26 protein-coding genes are annotated in these 22,257 nt (G+C 34.2%); 24 read left to right on the plus strand and 2 right to left on the minus strand.

What is annotated here, in order from left to right; translation table 11 throughout:
* Position 1: 1 nt before the first annotated feature.
* A complete protein-coding gene (locus tag AC3EMB_RS08580) occupies positions 2-1,378 on the plus strand; it encodes a transglycosylase (protein ID WP_488517623.1) in 1,377 nt (458 codons plus the stop codon).
* 27 nt (positions 1,379-1,405) lie between these two features.
* A complete protein-coding gene (locus tag AC3EMB_RS08585) occupies positions 1,406-2,122 on the plus strand; it encodes a hypothetical protein (RefSeq protein WP_016082186.1) in 717 nt (238 codons plus the stop codon).
* 31 nt (positions 2,123-2,153) lie between these two features.
* On the opposite strand, the gene cheR is transcribed toward AC3EMB_RS08585, so the two are convergent.
* Together cheR and AC3EMB_RS08595 are read right to left on the minus strand one after the other, a co-directional pair.
* Positions 2,154-2,936 carry a protein-glutamate O-methyltransferase CheR gene (cheR, locus tag AC3EMB_RS08590; protein WP_000582875.1) on the minus strand — a complete coding sequence of 261 codons (783 nt, stop codon included), beginning with the start codon at positions 2,934-2,936 and terminating at the stop codon, positions 2,154-2,156.
* Between the two features lie 39 nt (positions 2,937-2,975).
* Positions 2,976-3,473, minus strand: a complete 498-nt coding sequence (locus AC3EMB_RS08595) for a flagellar motor switch protein FliG (protein ID WP_001020110.1) — start codon at positions 3,471-3,473, stop codon at positions 2,976-2,978.
* Positions 3,474-3,616: 143 nt separating this feature from the next.
* Here AC3EMB_RS08595 and AC3EMB_RS08600 point away from each other — a divergent pair, with 143 nt between their 5' ends.
* The 22 genes from AC3EMB_RS08600 to AC3EMB_RS08705 all read left to right on the plus strand — a co-directional run bounded on the left by AC3EMB_RS08600 (position 3,617) and on the right by AC3EMB_RS08705 (position 22,202).
* Positions 3,617-4,081 (plus strand): YaaR family protein, encoded by a 465-nt coding sequence (locus AC3EMB_RS08600; protein WP_340719771.1) that lies wholly within the window; start codon positions 3,617-3,619, stop codon positions 4,079-4,081.
* A gap of 15 nt (positions 4,082-4,096) precedes the next feature.
* Positions 4,097-4,549: a hypothetical protein gene (locus AC3EMB_RS08605; protein ID WP_000275878.1), complete on the plus strand. Its 453-nt coding sequence runs from the start codon at positions 4,097-4,099 to the stop codon at positions 4,547-4,549.
* 17 nt (positions 4,550-4,566) lie between these two features.
* A complete protein-coding gene (gene flgK / locus AC3EMB_RS08610; protein WP_016082184.1) occupies positions 4,567-5,865 on the plus strand; it encodes a flagellar hook-associated protein FlgK in 1,299 nt (432 codons plus the stop codon).
* A 41-nt stretch (positions 5,866-5,906) separates the two neighbouring features.
* Positions 5,907-6,770: a flagellar hook-associated protein 3 gene (locus AC3EMB_RS08615; RefSeq protein ID WP_001266403.1), complete on the plus strand. Its 864-nt coding sequence runs from the start codon at positions 5,907-5,909 to the stop codon at positions 6,768-6,770.
* Positions 6,771-6,789: 19 nt separating this feature from the next.
* Positions 6,790-8,169 carry a flagellar hook-associated protein 2 gene (locus AC3EMB_RS08620; protein ID WP_488517624.1) on the plus strand — a complete coding sequence of 460 codons (1,380 nt, stop codon included), beginning with the start codon at positions 6,790-6,792 and terminating at the stop codon, positions 8,167-8,169.
* 22 nt (positions 8,170-8,191) lie between these two features.
* Complete coding sequence (locus AC3EMB_RS08625) at positions 8,192-8,560, plus strand: flagellar export chaperone FliS (protein ID WP_001149516.1); 369 nt, start codon at positions 8,192-8,194, stop codon at positions 8,558-8,560.
* Positions 8,550-8,822: a hypothetical protein gene (locus AC3EMB_RS08630; protein WP_001058088.1), complete on the plus strand. Its 273-nt coding sequence runs from the start codon at positions 8,550-8,552 to the stop codon at positions 8,820-8,822. Before AC3EMB_RS08625 ends, AC3EMB_RS08630 begins: the two co-directional genes overlap by 11 nt.
* Before the next feature lie 318 nt (positions 8,823-9,140).
* Entirely contained in the window at positions 9,141-9,599 is a 459-nt protein-coding gene (flgB, locus tag AC3EMB_RS08635) for a flagellar basal body rod protein FlgB (protein WP_370445031.1), read from the plus strand.
* Positions 9,600-9,620: 21 nt separating this feature from the next.
* On the plus strand, positions 9,621-10,034 hold the full coding sequence (flgC, locus tag AC3EMB_RS08640; RefSeq protein ID WP_000484680.1) for a flagellar basal body rod protein FlgC: 414 nt from the start codon (positions 9,621-9,623) through the stop codon (positions 10,032-10,034).
* Positions 10,035-10,050: 16 nt separating this feature from the next.
* Positions 10,051-10,350 carry a flagellar hook-basal body complex protein FliE gene (gene fliE / locus AC3EMB_RS08645; RefSeq protein WP_000701672.1) on the plus strand — a complete coding sequence of 100 codons (300 nt, stop codon included), beginning with the start codon at positions 10,051-10,053 and terminating at the stop codon, positions 10,348-10,350.
* Between the two features lie 22 nt (positions 10,351-10,372).
* Positions 10,373-11,947: a flagellar M-ring protein FliF C-terminal domain-containing protein gene (locus tag AC3EMB_RS08650; RefSeq protein ID WP_065482997.1), complete on the plus strand. Its 1,575-nt coding sequence runs from the start codon at positions 10,373-10,375 to the stop codon at positions 11,945-11,947.
* Positions 11,948-11,960: 13 nt separating this feature from the next.
* Positions 11,961-12,965, plus strand: a complete 1,005-nt coding sequence (gene fliG / locus AC3EMB_RS08655; RefSeq protein ID WP_000883364.1) for a flagellar motor switch protein FliG — start codon at positions 11,961-11,963, stop codon at positions 12,963-12,965.
* A complete protein-coding gene (locus tag AC3EMB_RS08660) occupies positions 12,952-13,641 on the plus strand; it encodes a FliH/SctL family protein (protein WP_000051688.1) in 690 nt (229 codons plus the stop codon). Before fliG ends, AC3EMB_RS08660 begins: the two co-directional genes overlap by 14 nt.
* Positions 13,638-14,942, plus strand: coding sequence for a flagellar protein export ATPase FliI (gene fliI / locus AC3EMB_RS08665; protein ID WP_327886790.1), 1,305 nt, complete (start codon positions 13,638-13,640; stop codon positions 14,940-14,942). Before AC3EMB_RS08660 ends, fliI begins: the two co-directional genes overlap by 4 nt.
* 116 nt (positions 14,943-15,058) lie before the next feature.
* On the plus strand, positions 15,059-15,469 hold the full coding sequence (locus tag AC3EMB_RS08670; RefSeq protein ID WP_000360860.1) for a hypothetical protein: 411 nt from the start codon (positions 15,059-15,061) through the stop codon (positions 15,467-15,469).
* Between the two features lie 10 nt (positions 15,470-15,479).
* On the plus strand, positions 15,480-16,589 hold the full coding sequence (locus AC3EMB_RS08675; RefSeq protein WP_140155646.1) for a flagellar hook-length control protein FliK: 1,110 nt from the start codon (positions 15,480-15,482) through the stop codon (positions 16,587-16,589).
* 3 nt (positions 16,590-16,592) lie between these two features.
* Positions 16,593-17,171 (plus strand): flagellar hook assembly protein FlgD, encoded by a 579-nt coding sequence (locus tag AC3EMB_RS08680; protein ID WP_001143462.1) that lies wholly within the window; start codon positions 16,593-16,595, stop codon positions 17,169-17,171.
* Positions 17,172-17,187: 16 nt separating this feature from the next.
* A complete protein-coding gene (locus AC3EMB_RS08685) occupies positions 17,188-18,411 on the plus strand; it encodes a flagellar hook protein FlgE (protein WP_000588320.1) in 1,224 nt (407 codons plus the stop codon).
* Positions 18,412-18,460: 49 nt separating this feature from the next.
* On the plus strand, positions 18,461-18,796 hold the full coding sequence (locus AC3EMB_RS08690; protein ID WP_000198166.1) for a DUF3964 family protein: 336 nt from the start codon (positions 18,461-18,463) through the stop codon (positions 18,794-18,796).
* Positions 18,797-19,010: 214 nt separating this feature from the next.
* The gene (locus AC3EMB_RS08695) at positions 19,011-19,496 is read left to right on the plus strand and encodes a hypothetical protein (RefSeq protein WP_063546972.1); all 486 of its coding nucleotides are present in this window, start codon (positions 19,011-19,013) and stop codon (positions 19,494-19,496) included.
* Between the two features lie 123 nt (positions 19,497-19,619).
* Positions 19,620-20,528, plus strand: a complete 909-nt coding sequence (locus AC3EMB_RS08700; RefSeq protein ID WP_000075943.1) for a chemotaxis protein — start codon at positions 19,620-19,622, stop codon at positions 20,526-20,528.
* Between the two features lie 726 nt (positions 20,529-21,254).
* Positions 21,255-22,202 carry a DNA-binding domain-containing protein gene (locus AC3EMB_RS08705; RefSeq protein ID WP_069355342.1) on the plus strand — a complete coding sequence of 316 codons (948 nt, stop codon included), beginning with the start codon at positions 21,255-21,257 and terminating at the stop codon, positions 22,200-22,202.
* Positions 22,203-22,257: the final 55 nt, after the last annotated feature.

The raw sequence follows: 22,257 nt of genomic DNA on the forward strand, positions 1-22,257 counted from the left end.
GATGAAAAACGTAAAGTTTTTTCTAATGAGTTGGCTATGCATACATGTGTGCTTGTTCTTCCCCTTGCAAAGTCAGGCTGAGGAACAAATTGAGCCAGATCAAAAAATAAGTGAAGTGAATGTACAAGAAGAAAATAAGGAATCTCAAGAACCGCCAGAGCAAGTGGAAACGAAACAAGATGAAGAGAAACAAAAAGAAGCAGAACAACAAGAAGTAGCAAATAAACAATTGAGTGAAAGAAAGATAGAAACAGAACAGGGAATTATTACAGTAAATAAGCTGGAGCTTAAAGTTGGCGAAGAGGTGCGAATTGCTGTAGAACCGAATGGGAAAAACATTCAAAGTATGAAAGGTATATTGCAGTTACAAAAAAATGGCGAGCAATATGCGCAAGAAAGAATGTTATCTTTTGAGTATGATGAAGAAACGAAGAGCTGGGTTGCTAACTATAAAGCAGGGGATTTTGATTTGCAAGGTGATTGGAATCTTCAGCTCGTTCAAAGTTACAAAGAGAATGAGAAAGAAGAGCTCATAAAAAATGAAGTGAAAGTCCCGCTCATTCGTATTAAAAATGAAACGCCAACTATAGATAAAGAATTGCCAAAGTTACAGAAAGTTACTATTGATGAAGTAAAAGAGAACTTAGTTGAACGAAAACAGGGAGATTCTATACATATACGAGTAAAAGCGTCAGATATAGAATCGGTTGTAAAAGAAGTGCGCGTTACATTAAAAGGGAAAGAAAATAAAGAGCTTTCCTTTTTATTAGACTACAACAAGCATGATATGGATTGGCAAAAAGTATTTGAAATAACAGAAGCATTGCCGGCTGGGCCATACGAATTACTTGTAGAGATAATAGATGCAGCAGGTAATAAACTTGTTGAGGAAAGTGAATATACCATTTCTGTTTTGGCGCCAAAAAACGAAGATGATAAAAAGATAGAAGAGAAAGAAAAAGAAGAAAAATTAGATAATAAACTAGAAAATGAATTAGAAGATAAGAAAGAAAATGAGAAACAAGAAGATTCGAAAGTCAAAAACCCGCTTCCAGAAGAAAATTTGCCAGTTGTTCAAATTCCGAAGCAAGATGAGATAGTAAATAAGTTTATAAAAGAACCGTTGAAAGAGAAAGAGGAATTTACTTACGTTATAAAAGAGCCGTTCGAAGACAACAAGGAAGTACATAAGGGGAAGGACCAAAAAGAGAAAAATAACAAACAAGTTGCCTCTAAAAAGAAAGAACAAAAAGAAGAACCGAAAGACAAGAAAGAAGAAAAAGGTGAACAGGGAGTGCAAGCTTCTGATGTGTTTACTATCATGTCAGGTTTATTCGTACTGTTTTTAGTTTTAAAGAGTAATAAAGAATGGGGCTAATTATTTCATAGTAGTGGAGGCGCTTAAATGGAGATTAAACGTACGACAATTGAAGATAAGGCGTTACAACCATTAAAACAGCCTGCAGCTATTTCGGAGCATGAAATCCAGAAAGAACGAAAGCGTAGCAATTTAGTGTTTACTGGACAGTCTAAAATTATTTCGAAAAATAATGAAATAGGTATTTTACTTGCAAGTTTAAGTGATGGAAAGATTATGAAGGAAATGCTTTCTAAAGAGATGGATACAGTGTTACAACTTTTTAAAAAGTTACACACGTTATCTGGAGAAGGTAAGCAAACAGAAAAAATATTTGAACAAGTAATTAGAAGCCTACAAGGGCTTGTTAAGCAGGCGCATATAAAAGAACTTCCTTTGTTAGATGGAACATATGATTTCGCTGAAGTACAACTATCATTTGGTAGAAAAGTACATATTCCGTTACTAGATGTGAGTGCACTTATCTCTAGAGTGGAAAGTGATTCTTCAGAAGGAAATATAAATTTGATGGTAACGGTTATTACTGCTTATATAACGAAACTGTCTAACGAAACAATTTTAATTAGCGTTACAGACCGTATTGCTAAAGATCGGGATGTAAGTGTATGGAGAGCGCTTGCGGAAATGAACATGACACAATTGTCACAGGCGTTGAAACATACGGTGCAAGAACATAAATGGTCTATGACGTTTCTTTTTCTCTTTATATGGATTGTCGGTATTATTTTAATTCGAGTTATGTAAAAAGGTCGTCACTCCATTGTGACGACCTCTTTTATATTTTTTCGTAGAAGAATGTATCAAATCGCTGAAGATTGTAACGTTCGGGTGTTAAAATTTGTTCCGTACTACCAACAAATAGTACACCGCCTTTTCGTAAAGAACGACTAAATTTTTCATAAAGTTTTACTCTTGCTTCTTCTGTAAAATAAATCATTACGTTACGACAAATAATCAAATCATAATTTGTATCGAACGACTGCATTAAAAGATCGTGCTGTTTGAACGTAACGTTTTGTTTAATGTTTTGATGCAATGAATATATATCATTCTCTTTTGTGAAATGACGTTCTTTCAAATCATTAGGTAATTCCTTCAGAGAACGTTCTGTATATTGACCGCGTTTTGCGGTTTCTAAAATATGAAAATCAAGATCTGTTGCTTGAATTTCAAAACGAAATGGAGCTAGATGCTTTGATAAAATTAAAGAGAGTGTGTACGGTTCTTCACCAGCAGCGCAAGCGGCACTCCATACTTTTAATTTTCCGCTATTTTGTTCGAGTAATTTTGGTAGTGCTTTCGACTCTAAAGTTTGCCAGCGTTCTTTATTTCTAAAAAACTCTGAAACGTTAATTGTAATATAGTCAATAAAATTTAAAAATAAATTTTGATCAGCGCGTAATTTGTTTAAAAAATTAGTGTAGTTTTCGAAGCCTTTTCTCGAAATGAAAGCATCGATTCTACGGCGCATTCTATCTTGTTTATAAGAAGCGATATCCATATTGAATTGTTGTTTAAAACTCGCGATAAAATGATCATAATCTTGTTCAATTATCATATTTACAATGGGCACAATAATGATATTGTGCCTCCCCCTTTACATCATACGAATTTTTTGTTCAAAGCTTTTTTTCATTTGCTTTTCATGTAATCCTGGTAAATCATAAATGACAGCATCAATACCTGCTTCTTTTGCAACATCGACAGGGATGACAGATGTATGTTTGTCCCCATTATAAAAACAGAGAACTAAATCAGTGTCTTCAATAATTTGTTTAACAAAAAACATATAATCTGATCGGTAAATGGAGTCAGAAGGATGATCGAAAGCAACATATTCGGCTCCGTGTTTTTTTAAGTAATCAACGACTTCTTGAAATTCATCTGTAATTGCTTGCAATGGTTGCAGCGTGTAAAGGCATAAATTTTGAGCGAGTCTTTCATTCTCAACGAAAAAACGAAGAACCTCATTTTCAATAGATTTATAACATAATATGTAAATTTTATGTTTGTGAGCATAGTCAGTTAAAAATTTTTTAATTTCTTCTTGATCTAATGCTGTTAATTGATTTGAACCACAAAGGAAAATATTCATAGAATTGTGCCACCTCATGCTAAATTGTAACATATCTTTTATAAAAAATAACTGCAAAATATTACTGTTCAGAGTATAATTATAAATAACTGGATTTTACGATTAAGTTTAGGAAGAAATAAAAAAATAAATAGGTGATATATATGCTACGTTCTATCTCGCATAATCCAATTTTATCGCATATACCGCCTGCTACTCAAATGCCGAAAGAAGCAAATGTCAGGACAGGACTTGCATTTTTGGATAATTTGCATGCAGATCCGAAAAAAGATAAATTACTAGAACAAATGGAAGCGTTTGTCGATAATATTGGAGAAATTAAAGAGAAAATTGAAATGGAATTAACGCTTGATAATGTAATGGAATACAAAAATACAGTAAAATCATTTTTGAATTTTTACGTTGATAATGTATTGCAGTATAAAGATGTCATGTCTCGTCACCCACGTTACGGATATTCACAGAAAATGACGATTGTGAAACAGGCAGAAATGGGATTGAATGAATTAGAAGATGTAATGAATTTAATTAATACGAAAACAGGACATTTAGAAATGTTAAATCAAATTGGAGAAATCCATGGTTTAATTGTGAATTTAGTCTTGTAAAAGGAAGGAAGCTATATGTACATACAATTATATGAAAAACTCGTTATTATTCAAAAAGCGTATGAAAATATTCAAGCGCTTGGAGAGCAAATATATGAGAATTTAAAAAATAAAAATGTAAATGCAGTTCAAAAGTTGCAAGTAGAGCAACTGCAGTACATTGATGGTTTAAAAGGGTTATCAAGCTCATTTGAAGAAATGGTTGTTCAGTTCTGTAAAGAACAAGGAGTTGAATCGTTTCGTGTAAGTGCGTTATTTTCGTATTTTTCTCAAGAAGAAATTGAAAAAATGGAAGAATTACAAAAAAACGTAACTGAATTAGAAGAGAATGTAAAAATGATTCTTTTGAAAAATCAATATTACTTAAACGTACTATTAAAAACTACAGAAAGTATTGTGGATTCTGTTTCTGAATATAACTTAGAGCGAAACAATAATTCGCAAATCTTTATGAACGAACTATTGTAAAGGAGAAGTGAAGCTTTATGAGATTATCTGATTATAATACACCGCTATCGGGCATGTTAGCGGCTCAAATGGGGTTACAAACAACGAAACAAAACTTGTCTAACATTCATACACCGGGTTATGTGCGTCAAATGGTGAATTACGGATCTGTTGGAGCAAGCAATGGTCATACGCCAGAACAGAGAATTGGTTACGGTGTACAAACGCTAGGTGTTGACCGTATTACTGATGAGGTAAAGACGAAGCAGTTTAATGATCAATTATCTCAGCTCTCTTACTATAACTACATGAATTCGACTTTATCACGTGTAGAGTCTATGGTTGGAACGACAGGAAAGAATTCATTATCTAGTTTAATGGACGGTTTCTTTAATGCCTTTCGTGAAGTGGCGAAAAATCCAGAACAACCAAACTACTACGATACATTAATTTCTGAAACTGGGAAGTTCACAAGTCAAGTGAATCGTCTTGCGAAAAACTTAGATACAGTGGAGGCACAGACGGCAGAAGATATTGAAGCGCATGTTAATGAATTTAATCGTCTTGCTGCTAGTTTAGCAGAAGCGAATCATAAAATTGGACAAGCAGGTACACAAGTGCCAAATCAACTTTTAGACGAACGAGATCGCATCGTTACAGAGATGTCTAAGTATGCAAATATAGAAGTATCTTATGAATCTATGAATCCTAATATCGCGAGTGTTAGAATGAATGGTATTTTAACAGTAAATGGACAAGATACATATCCACTTCAATTAAATAAAGAAAAAGACCCAATGTCAGTTGAGATTTACGGTTCAGAAATCAATGTAACTAGCGGAGCGATAAAATCAGCGATTGACACGAAAGCGAAGATAGTTGATTATAAAAAAAATCTTGAAGACTTAATGAGTTCGATGAAAAATCAAGTGAATACAGTGATGGGAAAAGATTTCTTCGTTGGAGATCATGCGAAAGATATGAAGTTAAATCCAGAATTCCAAAAAGATATTTCGAAAATGAAAATATCTGCTGAAACAGCAAATAAACTAGCAGCAGTTACAGAGGACGATTATAAAGAAGGTCTTTCTTATAAACAAGCATTAGATCAATTTATAGTTCGTGTTGCATCTGATAAAAGTGCAGTAAATGGTTATCAAAAAATTCATGGCGACTTACTAGAAGGTATTCAACAAGAAAAAATGAGCGTTGAAGGTGTAAATATGGAAGAGGAAATGGTAAATTTAATGGCCTTCCAAAAATATTTCGTCGCAAACTCTAAAGCTATTACTACGATGAATGAAGTGTTTGATAGTCTATTTTCGATTATTCGATAAGTGATAATAATTGATTGGAAATATATAAGGAGGAGATAGAAATGAGAGTATCTACATTTCAAAATGCAAACTGGGCAAAGAATCAGTTAATGGATTTGAATGTGCAACAACAATACCATAGAAACCAAGTAACTTCAGGGAAGAAAAATCTTCTTATGAGTGAAGATCCACTAGCAGCGAGTAAATCATTTGCGATTCAACATTCATTGGCGAATATTGAACAAATGCAGAAAGATTTAGCTGACTCAAAAAATGTATTAACACAAACTGAAAATACTTTACAAGGTATTTTTAAATCTTTAACGAGAGCAGATCAATTAACGGTACAGGCATTAAATGAGCCAAATGGTGAAAAAGAATTGAAAGCCATTGGTGCAGAGATTGATCAAATTTTAAAACAAGTTGTATATTTAGCGAATACGAAAGAGCAAGGTCGTTATATTTTCGGTGGTGATAGTGCAGAAAAGTCACCATTTACAGAAGATGGTACGTACCAGGGCGGAAAAAATGATGTGAACTGGCAATTAAATGATGGTTATGAATTAAAGGCATTTCGTAACGGAGAAGCATTATTATCACCGGTTATAAAAACGTTAAAACAGATGAGCGAAGCGATGCAAAAAGGTGACCAAAAAGCGTTACAACCGTTATTAGGAGAAAATAAGAAAAACTTAGATGGCATCATTAACCGTACAACTGAAGTTGGTTCAACAATGAACACGATGGAGACGTTTAAAACAATTTTAAGTGAGCAAAATTTAGCGCTTCAAGAAAACCGTAAAGAAATTGAGGATGTTGATTTAGCGGTCGCAATTTCTGACTTGGCATATATAAATGCAACGTATGAAGCGACGCTTAAAGCGGTTAGTACGATGAGTAAAACGAGTATTTTAGACTACATGTAATCTATAAGGAGTGAGAAAAATGGCAGGAACAACGATGACAGGTATTGGTGGTAGACAACAAATTTGGAACCTCGGAAATAATATGATTGATACTTCTAACCTAGTAGAATTAGAAATGCAAGCGTTAGATATGAGAAAAACACCATATACGAAAGAAAAGAACGACCTTACAAATGATAAACTACTATATACAAGTTTAAAATCAGAATTTAGTTCTTTCACACAAACGTTTAAAAACTTAGCGGTTTTTAAAGGGAATGAGAAAAAAGTAACAACATCACAAGACGGTTATATTAATGTAAAAGCTGATGGTGGTGCGATTGCAGGAACTTTTAATATGACGATTACACAGCTCGCGCAACGTCATCAAATAGCTTCAAATGACATTAAAGATATAAATGCGAAGCTTCCTAAAGATGAAGTATTAAAACTAGGCGGTAAAGAATTAAAAGTAACAACTGATATGACATATAAAGATTTAATTAATAAGATTAATGATGGAGATTATGGCGTATCAGCTTATACACTTGGAAATAAAATTTTCATGACCTCAAAAAAAGAAGGAACAGATGGAGTAATTAAGTTTGAAGGGAACACATCTACACTATTTCAAGATATTGGTTTAGCTAATGCGGATGGCGTAGCGCTCAATACAATTAATGAAGCACAAAATGCTATGTATACTATTAATGGTATCAAAGGGGAAGGTTCTACTAATACAATTGAAGCTCTTCCTGGTGTGAAAATTGAACTGTTAAAGGTAACTGAACCGAAAGTAGAAGGAGCGCCAGATGCTGGTGCAACAGATCCAAAAGCAAAAGGTATAGATCTAAGATTTACAGTAAGTGATTCAAACGTAACAGATGCATCGAATGTTATTAAAAAAATGGTAGCTGATTATAACAAAGCTGTTTCTACAGTAGATATCTTTGCTGGAAAAGGTGGAGCTTTCCAAGGTCAAGCTATTATGCAAAGTGTACGTCAAGCGATGAACAATGTCGTAACATTTTCTCAAGATGGTAATTATTTATTCACATTCGGTATTCAATTAAAGCAAGATGGAACGATGGAAGTTGATGATGAAAAGTTAACGAAAGCATTAAAAGAGAAGCCAGATGCAGCGAAGCAATTTTTCTTTAGTTCTAACGGTTTAGGAAAAATGATGGAAGAACCGCTTGATAAACTATTCGGTGATAAAGGTGTAGTTGGAGAACGTGTAAAAAATATTGATTCACGTGTAAGTGATTTAGATAAAAAGATTAAAGATATTGAAACGCAAAACTTGCAAAAGCAAGATGAAATTGTGAAGAAGTATCAAAAGCTAGAGAGTACATTAGCAGCGCTTGATAGCCAACTAAAAACAATTAAAGCAATGACAAAACAAAAAAGTGATGATTAATGAAAGTTGAGGAAGTGATCGTATGCAAGCATGGCAACGTTATATGCAAAATGATATTATGACGAGTAATCCGATTAAAAATACAATTTTTATTTATGAAAGATGTATTGTAGAGTTTCGTAATTTAGAAGAACTTTTACATACTTTTAAACTTCAAGAAGGGGACGCACTTCTTGAAAAATTAGAACGTATTTTTGAAGAACTAAAGCTTCAATTAAATCCTGAGATTACGAAAGATTTATATGATAGTCTCTATGGTTTATATGATTGGATTAGCATTCAAATTCAAACGATGAAAGTAACGCGTGAAGCGAAAGATATTGATGCAATTGTGAAAGTGTTACAAGATTTAATAGACGGTTACCGCGGAGCACTTGAAAATGAACAATGATATTTATCGGACGTTTGTCAGCTGTTTTAATGAAATCGGTGAATTGCAAGTGTCAGACAGAGAGTTTGCTGAGAAGAGTGAGATGTTAAATCGCTGGATGATGACATTGGATGAAGAAACGCGTGCGCAAGTTGCAGCGGAGGTAAGCCCGTTCATTATTAAGGCAGCTCAGCATATTCGAGATAAGCAAAAGATTTTGGAAGAAATGATTATGACAAATGATGGGCGAATGAAGGCTAATTCATTTTACGGTAAATATTAATAATAACGTTTGGAAACAGATTCCCCTTTTAAAAGGGGGTCTATTCCTTCGTTTACATAAAGAACTCCGCTGATTGAGGTTTCATTTTATGACTGTGATGAAAAAATAATAGTAATCTAAATAATAGAAAAATGGACTTTAGTTTATAGTTTATCTATTGAAATGTTCTATAGATTACTATGTGTATACAGTTTTTTTGTATTCTTTTTTATATTTTTGTATTTTTCTAAAGACAACAATGAAAAAATGGAATAAAATATGTAAGGGTACATAATAGTAAATATTTTAATAAACGCATATAAGAAAATAAATAATGAAGTGAAACTTCTATCAGTGGATCATTACGTTAGAAAAGGAAGGGTGTGGAATATGCCAGATTTAGTGAGTGATGTAAGCCATTATATGAATTATTTAGTGACGAAACGAAATACTGTTTCTAGTAATATTGCAAATGCGAATACACCTGGCTATAAAGCACAAGATGTAACATTTGCTGAGCAGATGAATAAAAGTAGTGCGTTATATAAAAATAATGCGGCTGATTTAAAGAGCAATCCAGATTTATATCAAACGAATGAAATGCACTTACCGACAGTAAATACAAAAAATACATATGCAAAGATTCAAACAAAATCAATGCAAACGAATAAAGACGGAAATAGTGTGGATGTAACGACAGAAATGCTAGATTTAATGAAAGCAAATCAGTTATACGGTATTTCAATAAACGCAATTAATACACAATATGCAATTAACCAAGCGGCACGCGGACGTTAAAAGTAGAAGGAGAGACAACGGATGTTTCAGGCAATTAATGCAAGTGGATCAGGGCTAACGACAGCGAGAAAGTGGATGGAAGTTACTTCTAACAATATTGTAAATGCAAATACGACGGCGGCTCCGGGGGCAGATTTATATGAGCGTCGTAGTGTGGTGTTAGAATCAAACAATAGTTTTGCAAGTATGTTAGATGGGGCTCCTACTAATGGAGTAAAAATAAAAAGTATTGAAGCAGACAAAACGGAAAATTTAGTGTATGATCCGACGCATCCGCACGCAAATGAAGAAGGATATGTACGTTATCCAAATATTGATGTAACTGCTGAAATGACGAATGTAATGGTTGCTCAAAAAATGTATGAAGCGAATACGAGTGTATTAAATGCGAATAAAAAAATGCTTGATAAAGATTTAGAAATCGGCCGAGGATAAGGGGGAAGATAGTAATATGAAAATTCAACCAATGTTACATACACAACCATTTGGAGCAATTCAGTCAATTGGTGCACCGAAAACTTCTCAAACATCTGTAGTTGAGGGGAAAAAGTTTATTGATTTATTGGAAGATATGAATCAAACGCAAAACAATGCACAAACAGCAGTATATGATTTACTAACTAAAGGGGTAGGAGAAACACATGACGTTTTAATTCAGCAAAAGAAAGCTGAGTCTCAAATGAAAACGGCTGCTCTCGTACGTGATAATCTTATTGAAAATTATAAGTCACTAATTAATATGCAAATTTAGGAAAGTGGACGGGTGTGTTTAAATGGAAAAGATGAAAAATGTTATCCAATCATTAAAAACGTGGCATAAGTTAGTAATTGGTGCTGCGCTTTTAGCGATTGTAACAGGAGCGCTTTTATACTTCACCTTGCCAGATAAATATGTTGTTGTATATCAAAATTTAAATGATACAGATAAACAAGAGATTACAGCAGAATTATCGAAGTTAGGTGTCGATTATCAATTAGCGGCCGATGGTTCGATTCGTGTGCAAAAGAATGATGCTCCATGGGTTCGAAAAGAAATGAATGGGATGGGCTTACCGTTTAATTCGAAAAGCGGTGAGGAAATTTTATTAGAAAGCTCGCTCGGTTCAAGTGAGCAAGATAAAAAAATGAAGCAAATTGTCGGGACGAAGAAGCAATTGGAGCAAGATATTGTAAGAAACTTTGCGACAGTTGAAACGGCAAATGTTCAAATTACATTGCCTGAAAAAGAGACAATTTTTGATGAAGAAAAAGCAAAAGGAACAGCGGCGATTACGGTTGGAGTGAAGCGTGGCCAATTGTTAACAGCTGATCAAGTTGCAGGTATACAGCAAATGATTAGTGCAGCAGTTCCTGGTGTGAAGGCAGAAGAAGTAAGTGTTATTGATAGTAAAAAAGGTGTTATCTCAAAAGGAGCAGATGAAGCACATTCTAGTAGTTCCTCTTCTTACGAGAAAGAAGTAGAGATGCAGCACCAACTTGAAGGTAAATTAAAGCAAGATATTGATGCAACGTTAATGACGATGTTTAAACCGAATGAATATAAAGTGAATACGAAAGTATCTGTAAACTACGATGAAGTTACACGTCAGTCAGAAAAGTATGGTGATAAAGGTGTACTTCGTAGTAAACAAGAGCAAGAGGAAAGCTCTACTGCGCAAGAAGGGGCAGATACGAAGCAAGGTGCTGGTATTACAGCGAACGGTGAAGTGCCAAACTACGGTACGAACAATAATCAAAATGGTAAAGTTGTCTACGATAATAAAAATGGTAACAAAATCGAAAACTATGAAATAGATAAAACAGTTGAAACAATTAAGAAACACCCAGAATTAACGAAAACAAATGTTGTTGTATGGGTAGATAATGATACGCTAGTAAAACGTAGAATTGATATGACAACTTTTAAAGAAGCAATTGGAACAGCGGCAGGACTTCAAGCTGATCCGAACGGTAACTTTATAAATGGTCAAGTTAACGTTGTAACTGTTCAGTTCGATCAGCCGAAAGCCGAAAAAGAGAAAGAGCCAGAAAAAAGTGGTATGAACTGGTGGTTATTCGGTGGAATTACAGCTGGCTTATTAGCAATCGGTGGTCTAGTATGGTTCTTATTAGCAAGACGTAAGAGAAAGAAAGAAGAAGAGGAATATGAAGAATACTTAGCAGAAGAGGAAGTGGCTGCAAGTAATGAAAGTATCTTGGAAATTCCTGAAGAAAAAATAGTGCCAGAGCCAAAACCTGAACCAGAAGAACCGAAAGAACCAACGTTAGATGAACAAGTGCAGGATGCTACGAAAGAACATGTAGAAGGAACTGCAAAAGTAATTAAAAAATGGTTAAACGGACAGTAAGGGAGGAACAACGATGTTAGATGAAATCTCCTCCAAAGAAAAAGCTGCCATCCTTATTCGTACATTAGAAGAAGGGGTGGCAGCAAAAGTCATTGAATATATGACAGCTGAGGAAAAAGAAGTATTACTTCGTGAAATCGCAAAGTTTCGTGTATACAAACCAGAAACGTTAGAAAATGTACTAGGAGAGTTCTTATATGAACTAAATGTAAAAGAATTGAACTTAGTCACTCCAGATAAAGAATACATTCGTCGCATATTTAAAAACATGCCAGAAGACGAACTGGAAAAATTATTGGAAGATCTTTGGTATAACAAAGATAATCCATTTGAATTCTTAAATTCACTTACAGATTTAGAACCACTTCTTACAGTGCTTAATGATGAGTCACCACAAACAATTGCAATTATCGCTTCTTATATTAAACCGCAACTTGCGTCTCAATTAATTGAGAGATTGCCAGATCATAAACGAGTAGAGACGGTAATGGGTATTGCGAAGTTAGAACAAGTTGATGGTGAATTAATTAATCAAATTGGCGAGTTGTTAAAATCGAAATTAAATAATATGGCATTCAGTGCAATTAATAAAACTGATGGCTTGAAAACAATCGTAAACATTTTAAATAATGTTTCACGTGGTGTTGAAAAAACAGTCTTTCAAAAGCTGGATGAAGTCGATTATGAGTTATCTGAGAAAATTAAAGAAAATATGTTTGTCTTTGAAGACTTACTTGGTCTTGAAGATCTTGCGCTTCGCCGTGTATTAGAAGAAATTACAGATAACGGTGTTCTTGCGAAAGCACTTAAAATTGCAAAAGAAGAAATTAAAGAGAAATTATTTACATGTATGTCTTCAAACCGTAAAGAGATGATTCTAGAAGAATTAGATGGCTTAGGACCGCTTAAGATGACGGATGCTGAAAAAGCGCAGCAAACGATCACTGGTACAGTGAAAAAGCTAGAAAAAGAAGGAAGAATTATCGTTCAAAGAGGTGAAGAGGATGTCCTTATTTAAAAACAGAATTCCGAAGAATTCTGTTTCTTTTTCTGAAGAAACGTATGAATTACAATTTCCAAAACCAGCTTCAGTTCAAATAGAAGAGGAAGAATTACAAGCTGATCATGCAGAACTTCGCGCCCAGCAAGAATCATTACATATGGAAATGAATCAGCTAAGGCAAGAGAAGCAAATGCTAGAACGAGAGCAGCAGCAGTTATTACAAGATAAAGAACAATTTCAAATGCATATTCATGAACAAATGGAACAGATGGAAGCAGCGCGTGTGCAGTTTCAAAAAGAACAACAAGAAACAGCATATGAATGGACAGAGTTATTATGGGATCAATCTTTTCATCTAGCAGAAAAAATCGTGAATCAAGCGGTAGATTCACGATCGCTTGATGTGTTACCTATTTTAACTGGCATCGTGCAAACATTGCCAACTTCGTTTGAAAAATTAATCATTACAGTACATCCAGAAACGTTTGAACGTATTCAAGAAGAGAAGGAGAATACGAAAGAATATTGGTTACTACAATTAGTAGAATGGAAATATGATTTCTCCCTGCAGTTTGGTGAATTTGTTCTGGAAGAAGAGAAAGAGTTCTTTGAATTTAAATTTGCACCTATATTTGCGAAACTTCGTCAGAAATGGGAAGAAGAGAAGTTATTTGAGGAGCAAAATGTATGAGCCGCCTGTTAATGAATGAGAACGAAAAATGGAATAAGTTCATTGAAACACCGCTGTATACGAAAGTAGGCAAAGTTCATAGTGTACAAGAACAGTTTTTCGTAGCAAAAGGGCCGAAAGCGAAGATTGGAGATGTTTGCTTCGTTGGAGAACATAACGTCTTATGTGAAGTGATTGCTATTGAAAAAGAAAATAATATGCTACTTCCATTTGAACAGACAGAAAAAGTATGTTATGGAGATTCAGTGACATTAGTTTCAGAAGATGTTGCTGTACCACGTGGTAATCACTTGCTCGGAAAAGTGTTAAGTGCAAATGGTGAAGTGTTAAATGAGGAAGCTGAAAACATTCCATTACAGAAAATTAAACTAGATGCACCGCCTATACATGCATTTGAACGTGAAGAGATTACCGATGTATTTGAAACAGGAATAAAATCAATTGATTCTATGCTAACAATTGGTATCGGTCAAAAGATTGGTATTTTTGCTGGGTCAGGTGTTGGTAAATCTACTTTACTTGGAATGATAGCAAAAAATGCAAAAGCTGATATAAACGTTATTAGTTTAGTAGGAGAACGTGGCCGGGAAGTAAAAGACTTTATTCGAAAAGAGTTAGGCGAGGAAGGGATGCGAAAAAGTGTCGTTGTTGTAGCGACGTCAGATGAAAGTCACCTTATGCAACTTCGTGCCGCGAAACTCGCAACGTCTATTGCTGAATACTTCCGTGATCAAGGCAATAACGTATTACTTATGATGGACTCTGTTACTCGTTTCGCCGATGCCCGTAGAAGTGTTGATATTGCTGTTAAAGAGTTACCGATTGGTGGTAAAACACTGTTAATGGAAAGTTATATGAAGAAGCTGTTAGAGCGGTCCGGAAAAACACAAAAGGGATCTATAACAGGTATTTATACGGTGCTTGTTGATGGGGACGATTTAAATGGTCCTGTACCCGATTTAGCACGTGGTATTTTAGATGGACATATTGTATTAAAGCGTGAGCTTGCAACGCTTAGTCATTATCCTGCAATTTCAGTATTAGATTCAGTAAGTAGGATTATGGAAGAAATTGTTTCGCCACATCATTGGCAACTTGCAAATGAAATGAGAAAAATTTTATCAATTTATAAAGAAAATGAATTGTATTTTAAGTTAGGAACGATTCAAGAAAATGAAGAAAATGCTTATATTTTTGAATGTAAAAATAAAGTAGAAGGTATAAATACGTTTTTAAAGCAAGGTCGATCGGATAGTTTCCAATTTGATGATATCGTTGAAGCGATACACCATATAGTATAAGGCCTCTGCCTAAGAGGTCTTATTTTTTTGTTTTTTAATATTTCACAGATTTTTTTGGAAAAAAACTATATAATAGAAAAAGAGAACGTTATAATAGGAAGGGGCTATGAAAACAGGTGGATAAACAGCAGTACGACACAATAAAATTGCAAATAAATCAAGAAAAAGAACATATTTTAAAAGAAGTGTATGAATTAACAGCTGAAAAAAGAAAAATAGAACAAAAAAAAGAATATGATTTATATGTTGTGAAATCGCGTAGTAAAGTCGTACAAACTGGGCAACGTATTATGGCGGGCATGCTTTCTTCACATACGTTTTCACCTGAAAGAATAGAAGAATGGAATCGAAAAATTAAAAAAACGGAAGGTTTTATTCAAAAAAATGAAAGCCTTTTAGAGCAAGTAAAAGAAAAAGAACGTGTCATTGATGAGATGTATCAAGAAAATTGTAAAAAGCTTGCGAAAGCACAAGAAAAGCTGGAAGAAAAAATGCTTCTGGATTTGAAAATGTGTATGAATGGATGAGGTGAATGTAGTGATACAGTCTGTATTACCGGTGCAACAAAGTTTACCTCCGCAAAAAGAAAAAGGGCTAGAAGTACAATCAAAAAATGAAGATTCTTCATTCGATCGTACGATGAGAATGGAAAATAAAAAACAGCCGCAAACGGAGAAAACGAAACGAGAAGAAGCACCACCAGAAGAGAAAAAAGATTATATTCTTTCTAAAAAATCGGTAACGAAAGAAGAACCAAATGTAAAGAAAGAAGAAAAAAAAGAGACAGAACAGTTGTTATTAGCTGTATCTGAGCAAATGGTTGCAATTGAGCAATTACATGTGCAGCCGGAATTGTTATATCAATACATACAAAAAATACAAGAGCTATATAAAGAATATGGCAATATTAAACTTAATGAATTACCTGCAGCTGAATTACAACAATTACAAGAACTTCTTTCAAATATGAATATCAAAAATGCTATATGTTTAGAAGATACAATGCAAATGGTATTAGACAAAATGAAGATGCCAGAGCAAACTATGCAAGCATTGAAAGTTGTAGAAACAGAAACTTGTAATATTGCAAAGGAACAAGAAGAGTCTAAAGAGGTAGATCTTCCAAAACTTGAGAGCGATGACGCAAAGGTAGAGTTGCCAGAAGTTGATGCATTAAACGATTCGAGCTCTGCAGGTGCAGAATTATTAAATAAAACGACGAGTACCGAACAAGTAGGGAAATCAAATAGTGGTGCTGAGAAAGTTTCATTACCTGACTTAGGAAAGAAAATGGAAGCACAAGTAGAAGCGCTGCAAAAATTTGTAGTGAAACAAGAACGTGTTTTATTTCAGTTAAATCCAGAAAAACTTGGTACATTAACAGTGTTTATGAAAAAACACGGAGATCAAATTGATGTTCACGTAGAAATGGAAAAACACGATGCGAAAAAACGTGTTGAAATCATTTTTGATGAATTGAAATTAAAATTAAAAGAAAAAGAAATCAATATTCAAATTAGCTATTCAGATAAAGATGAAAATCGAAAAGAACAGCGAGAACAAGAGCAAAGGCAAAAACAGAAATTAGCAAATACAAATCATGAAAAACAACAATCAACAGAATTTGCGGGATTATTGGAGGAATAAAGCGTGCCAACAGTTGGATTAAATACAACGAGTACAAATCATATTCCGTTACAAGCAGGAGCGCAAAAAAGTAATGTACCTGTTAATGGTGTACAATCGCCAGTGCAACAAAGTAATGGAGTTTCGGCAGGAGCGCAAAAGACTCCTGGGGTAATGGGGAAAGATGATTTCCTAAAATTGTTTTTATCAAGTTTCCAACATCAAGATCCATTTAATGCGATGGATATGAATCAAATGATGAATCAGACAGCGCAGTTATCTCTTATGGAACAAGTACAGAATATGACGAAAGCAGTAGATAAGCTGCAATCAACGATGTATTCAACAGCACTTGATGGTGGAATGAAGTTTTTAGGTAAATACGTAAGAGGTGTTGACGGTGACGGAAACAAAGTAACCGGTCAAGTAGAAACAGTTCGCCTTGCGGAAAATAACGATGTACAGCTTGTTATTAATAATAAGGTTGTATCTCTTCGTTTCGTTGAGAGAGTGTCTGATAAACCGATTGGGGAAACGAACCCAGAAGACGCAAAGAAAGACGATCAAAAAGTAACTGAAGAAGTAAAAACTACAAATTCATAAGGAGTGTCCATACGTTATGATTAAAGCGTTATATACAAGTATTACAGGGATGAATGCAACACAAAATGCATTAAGTGTAACTTCAAATAATATTGCCAATGCACAAACAGTAGGTTATAAAAAACAAAAAGCAATGTTTGATGATTTACTATATAACAATTCGATTGGTGCAAAAGGTGACGGTAAATACGCAGGAACAAATCCGAAAAGTATTGGTAATGGTGTGAAAATGAGTGGTACAGTTACGGATTATAGTGATGGTACAATTACGTTAACAGGTGGCAAAACACAAGCCGCAATGGAAGGTAATGGTTTCTTCGTTGTAGGTGATTCAAAAGGCGGAAATATGGAATTTACTCGTAAAGGTACGTTTGGGATATCTTCAGATTACTATATTACGAATACTGAAGGTCAATATGTATTTGCATACCCTGCGAATGAGGCAACTGGTGAAGTTGATTTATCTGGAATTCCAGGACCGTTGCAAATTCCAATGGGAACAGCAATTGGTGGTATTCGAACATCGAAAGGGACAATTAAAGGTAATATTCCAACTGGTGAAAAACAAATTACACAAGATTTACCTGTATATGATAATGCGGGGAATACATGGACAATGCGTGTCGAGTTTAAACAAACGAGCGAACATAATTATACATATAAAGTACAAATGCGTAATGACTCGAAAAAAGAAACAGAGTTTAAGGATGTTCCAGGTGCAGGTGGTAATATGACATTTGATGCTGTTGGAAATCCAAATCCGAAAGAGCAAGGGGCCAATATTCCATTTGATGGCGGCTCTATAAAATTAGACTTAAGTCATTTAACAAACCATCCAACAGATAAAACATTATCAGTAACAGACGTAGATGGTAGAGCAGCAGCGACGGTTAAAGATTGTTTCATTGCTGACGGTGGATATGTGATGGTAAAATATTCTGATGGAAGTATGAAATCAGCTGGTCAATTAGCTGTTGCGATGTTCCCGAACGAAGGCGGACTAATGAAAACAGGTAATGGTAACTATACAGCGACGAATACAACAGGTATTTTAGCTCTTGGTGCATCTGGTCAAAACGGTGCAGGTAAAGTACGTGGTGGTGCACAAGAAGGTGCAAACGTAGATTTATCTGTAGAATTCGTTGACTTAATGTTATACCAACGCGGATTCCAAGGAAATGCGAAAGTAATTAAAGTTTCAGATGAAGTATTAAATGAAGTTGTAAACTTAATTCGATAATATATCGTAATGAAAAAATGTAATGGAGTAGAAAGGGTTTTTTATTCGTATGACAAGACAAGAGCGAATTTTACAATTGCCTTTTTTCGAAAATAAACGTGAACTTGCCGAGCAAGTATTAAAAATAGAACGAGAAGAGCATGTATATTTACCAGATCAATTTGAAATTAAGCAAGTGCCTCCGTATTCATTTGGTGAAAAACAAGCAATCATTGGCCGTATCCATGAGTTTTATTTCATAAGTGTTGGTAGCGATAGCGTTTGGAAGTATCAACTGTTTAAGGATGAGATGAAGTGTCGTGAGTTTTTTGTTATGTTGCCAAATATTACGGATCAGCAGATAGCGTTTTGGTTTAATAACATAGAGTTATTGAAAGGTTCTTAAAAGCACTTTTTAGGTTTTGGGAGAGGACCTGGCGATGTTTTGGAGCGGTTAGTGCCTAATAGAGTCCCGACCGATGTGTAAGACCAGAGATATGTAGCGTTACTAGAGTAGTGTGGTAGTGTAAGAAGTGGTAATATAAAATAGTTTTAAGTTAATTTAAGATAGTTGTAGTATACAATTAGACTGAATTTCTATAAAAGGAGAGGTGAGGAGGATGGCGCAAAATAAGTATCGCGTTACATTCATTTCGCCGAGTGAGATTGAGCAGCGGACTGTAATGGCGGCGAATAGTTTGCCAGATTTAATTCGTAAAGTAGAAAGTATTATTGCAGATCCAAACGGTTATTTTGTAAATGATAAAAAAAATAATTGTTATTTTAAAGTGATTAAAGAAAATGTTACGTTTATTCAATATGAGTTACTATTTTCGGATAAGGAAATTCATATTGAAAAATTAAAACATATAGCACCGGTGGTATTAAAACGATTATTCGAAAAAATAAATGACCCGGAATTATATGCACTTGCGCTACTTGATGTTGATATAGCAACGAAAGAATATGTGCTAGCAGAAATGAATTCTGAGTTGAGAATAAGAGTAGAGACCGAGCTTTCGAAAAAATGGGAAGCAATGCCGACGGAAGTTGTAGGAGCACAAGAAGTGTTATTAGAGGCACTTGCTTCGTTTATACAAGATTAATTGTTTTTTTATAAAATGAATCGTTCGACTATCTATATTTTTTATATAGGTAGTTGACTTTTTCGCTTTTATAAAGCTTAATAATTAGATATACGGAATTAATGGAAGGGGAGCGACACCTTTATGTCACAAGCACAAAGTATTTTATTAGAAAGCGGAACAAATGAATTAGAGATTGTTACGTACACTGTTGGTGAAAACCTATTTAGTATTAATGTAATGAAAGTACGTGAAATCATTAATCCATTCCCTGTTACAACTGTGCCAGAATCTCATCATGCAGTTGAAGGTGTTGTTCAAGTACGTGGTGAAATTTTACCTGTTATTAACTTGGCAATGGCTCTTAATTTAAAGTCAACAAAGCCACTTGATCAAACGAAATTTATCATCTCAGAATTAAACCAAATGAAAGTTATTTTCCGCGTTGATGAAGTGCATCGTATTCAACGTATTTCGTGGGAACAAATTGATGAACCAGCTTCATTATCTATGGGACTAGAAGAAACGACATCTGGTATTGTAAAACTAGATGGCAAAATCATCTTACTACTAGATTATGAAAAAATTGTATGTGAAATTAGCGGCACTGGTTATGACAATAAATCAATTGCAGGGTTAGAACAAAAAACAGATCGAGCTGAAAAAGTAATTTATATTGCAGAAGATTCAGCGATGCTTCGTCAAATATTAGAAGAAACATTATCATCAGCTGGATATACGAAAATGAACTTCTTCAGCAATGGTGCAGAAGCGTTAGCGCAAATTGAAAAATTAGCGAAAGAGCAAGGCGAAAAAATGTTTGAACATATTCACCTGCTAATTACGGATATTGAAATGCCAAAAATGGATGGACATCATTTAACAAAAGTAGTTAAGGATAGTGAAGTAATGAATCGTTTACCAGTCATTATTTTCTCTTCATTAATTACAAATGAATTATTCCATAAAGGTGAAGCTGTAGGAGCAAATGCTCAAGTAAGTAAGCCAGATATTCAAGAGCTAATTGGTTTAGTTGATAAGTTAGTGCTTTAAAAGCTTCTTTTTAGCCGGAATAGAAGCTCTAGCTAAGTGTTGAGCGGTCAGTGCTTAATAGAGCCCTATGCGATGTTGAGACCAGAGATATGGAGTGGTTATAGGTAAGTAGAAGAGCTGGCGTATAACATTTTTCTATTTAGTAGGAATAGGGGAAACTACTTATGTAAGTAAGTTTTCAGTGATTAATAGAGTCTCATGCGATGTGAGTTCAGAGGTATGAAGTAGTGAGACTTTGATTGAGGATTTGAAGATTGGGTTTATAACTCTATTCTGTTAGAGAGAGGAAGGAATTAGCCATATGTAGCATTGGCTAATTCCTTTTTGGTATTCTATACTCTAACCTGGCAGAAAAATGAAAGGTTTCTGAGATGTTTGGCGCTGTATGTATGAAAAAATCTTCAAATGAAGATTTTTGATTTGAAAATATAAGCAAACATATTTTCGAAGGTTATTTTAGTAACATTTCGTGGTAACGCAAATTTTTTCGGTGAAAAAATATTCAAAATACCATATAATATAATTAAATGTAATTAATATGCAATTTTACATATTAATAAAAAAACATTTTCCAAATTTTTATACTTTCTATACATTTTTGTATGTTAATTATTTGACAGATAATTTCGAACTGTTATAATATGGATATGTAAAAATTGCTATTTTCTTAAAAGACATGGGAGTCAGATGAGAATTGTGAAAGGATGAGGGGGAGTGGCACAGATTATGTATCACCACACAGCAATTAATGTATTAGGTCTTTTACAAAACATGTCAAATAATAAAATGAACGATATGCAACTAGAGGTGGAATTTAAAAAAATAGAAAAAGAATTCCAAGTAAAGTATGAAGAATTAGTTGATTTACATAATAGAATGGTATTATTTCAAATAGATATAGAAAAAAATGGCGGGATGCGAGCGTACGAAAAATCAGCAATTACATGGCTGAAATCTGAACTAGAGCTACTGTATGAAGTGTATCAATTTTGTCAGCGTCACGGTTTAAACATTTTAAATATTTCAAAATACGTAAGTAAAAATGAACTAAATCTTTTTCCAAAAACAGAAAGTCAATTGCAAAATACGTATTATAAATTGAAAAAACGTGAAATACCGTTTGAAAATATTGAAAAACAAAAACCAGGACGAAAGAGAAAATATATACCTGTAAAAGAGACAATCGTTGCAAGAAAACAAGAAAACGAGTACGAATTAAAAGAAGACATCCAGCATAAAGAGGATGAAAAAAATCTTGTAACAGTTATATCTGGTATCGTTGATAATTTTGAAACAATTAATCAATGTAGTGAAAGGAAAGAAGACGAACTACATCAGTTTATGGAAGGTATTTATAAGCTTTCTAGCATGGCAGCAGGGCGTTCTAGGGAAGCGAAGAATACACGTAGTCTAGAAGGTGAATTGCAGTCGTTACAACTAGAAAATGAAAGGCTAAAACGAGAGAAAGAAGAGCTTGTACAAGATATTAAAGGCATGACGCAGCTTTTAATTCATTTCATTACAAGTTCTGATATCGATCAAATTCGTAAATTACCAACTTTCGTACAAGATTGTAAAATGGAATTACATAAACTAGGGCTATATAATGCACAAGACGGTAAAATGAAAATTATGGTTGATCGTAGCGGACAAGTTATGACCGTAACACAGTAATAAAATTTGGGTACAAAATAAAAGGGAGATACATAGTTTATATGTATTTCCCTTT

The sequence above is a fragment of the Bacillus sp. LQ16 genome, assembly GCF_057784645.1.

What these genes read in the sequence shown, in the direction of transcription:
- AC3EMB_RS08580 (WP_488517623.1), top strand. Translation starts at nt 2, where the DNA reads ATGAAAAACGTAAAGTTTTTTCTAATGAGTTGGCTATGCATACATGTG.
- AC3EMB_RS08585 (WP_016082186.1), top strand. Translation starts at nt 1,406, where the DNA reads ATGGAGATTAAACGTACGACAATTGAAGATAAGGCGTTACAACCATTA.
- cheR (WP_000582875.1), bottom strand. Translation starts at nt 2,936, where the DNA reads ATGATAATTGAACAAGATTATGATCATTTTATCGCGAGTTTTAAACAA.
- AC3EMB_RS08595 (WP_001020110.1), bottom strand. Translation starts at nt 3,473, where the DNA reads ATGAATATTTTCCTTTGTGGTTCAAATCAATTAACAGCATTAGATCAA.
- AC3EMB_RS08600 (WP_340719771.1), top strand. Translation starts at nt 3,617, where the DNA reads ATGCTACGTTCTATCTCGCATAATCCAATTTTATCGCATATACCGCCT.
- AC3EMB_RS08605 (WP_000275878.1), top strand. Translation starts at nt 4,097, where the DNA reads ATGTACATACAATTATATGAAAAACTCGTTATTATTCAAAAAGCGTAT.
- flgK (WP_016082184.1), top strand. Translation starts at nt 4,567, where the DNA reads ATGAGATTATCTGATTATAATACACCGCTATCGGGCATGTTAGCGGCT.
- AC3EMB_RS08615 (WP_001266403.1), top strand. Translation starts at nt 5,907, where the DNA reads ATGAGAGTATCTACATTTCAAAATGCAAACTGGGCAAAGAATCAGTTA.
- AC3EMB_RS08620 (WP_488517624.1), top strand. Translation starts at nt 6,790, where the DNA reads ATGGCAGGAACAACGATGACAGGTATTGGTGGTAGACAACAAATTTGG.
- AC3EMB_RS08625 (WP_001149516.1), top strand. Translation starts at nt 8,192, where the DNA reads ATGCAAGCATGGCAACGTTATATGCAAAATGATATTATGACGAGTAAT.
- AC3EMB_RS08630 (WP_001058088.1), top strand. Translation starts at nt 8,550, where the DNA reads ATGAACAATGATATTTATCGGACGTTTGTCAGCTGTTTTAATGAAATC.
- flgC (WP_000484680.1), top strand. Translation starts at nt 9,621, where the DNA reads ATGTTTCAGGCAATTAATGCAAGTGGATCAGGGCTAACGACAGCGAGA.
- fliE (WP_000701672.1), top strand. Translation starts at nt 10,051, where the DNA reads ATGAAAATTCAACCAATGTTACATACACAACCATTTGGAGCAATTCAG.
- AC3EMB_RS08650 (WP_065482997.1), top strand. Translation starts at nt 10,373, where the DNA reads ATGGAAAAGATGAAAAATGTTATCCAATCATTAAAAACGTGGCATAAG.
- fliG (WP_000883364.1), top strand. Translation starts at nt 11,961, where the DNA reads ATGTTAGATGAAATCTCCTCCAAAGAAAAAGCTGCCATCCTTATTCGT.
- AC3EMB_RS08660 (WP_000051688.1), top strand. Translation starts at nt 12,952, where the DNA reads ATGTCCTTATTTAAAAACAGAATTCCGAAGAATTCTGTTTCTTTTTCT.
- fliI (WP_327886790.1), top strand. Translation starts at nt 13,638, where the DNA reads ATGAGCCGCCTGTTAATGAATGAGAACGAAAAATGGAATAAGTTCATT.
- AC3EMB_RS08685 (WP_000588320.1), top strand. Translation starts at nt 17,188, where the DNA reads ATGATTAAAGCGTTATATACAAGTATTACAGGGATGAATGCAACACAA.
- AC3EMB_RS08690 (WP_000198166.1), top strand. Translation starts at nt 18,461, where the DNA reads ATGACAAGACAAGAGCGAATTTTACAATTGCCTTTTTTCGAAAATAAA.
- AC3EMB_RS08695 (WP_063546972.1), top strand. Translation starts at nt 19,011, where the DNA reads ATGGCGCAAAATAAGTATCGCGTTACATTCATTTCGCCGAGTGAGATT.
- AC3EMB_RS08700 (WP_000075943.1), top strand. Translation starts at nt 19,620, where the DNA reads ATGTCACAAGCACAAAGTATTTTATTAGAAAGCGGAACAAATGAATTA.
- AC3EMB_RS08705 (WP_069355342.1), top strand. Translation starts at nt 21,255, where the DNA reads ATGTATCACCACACAGCAATTAATGTATTAGGTCTTTTACAAAACATG.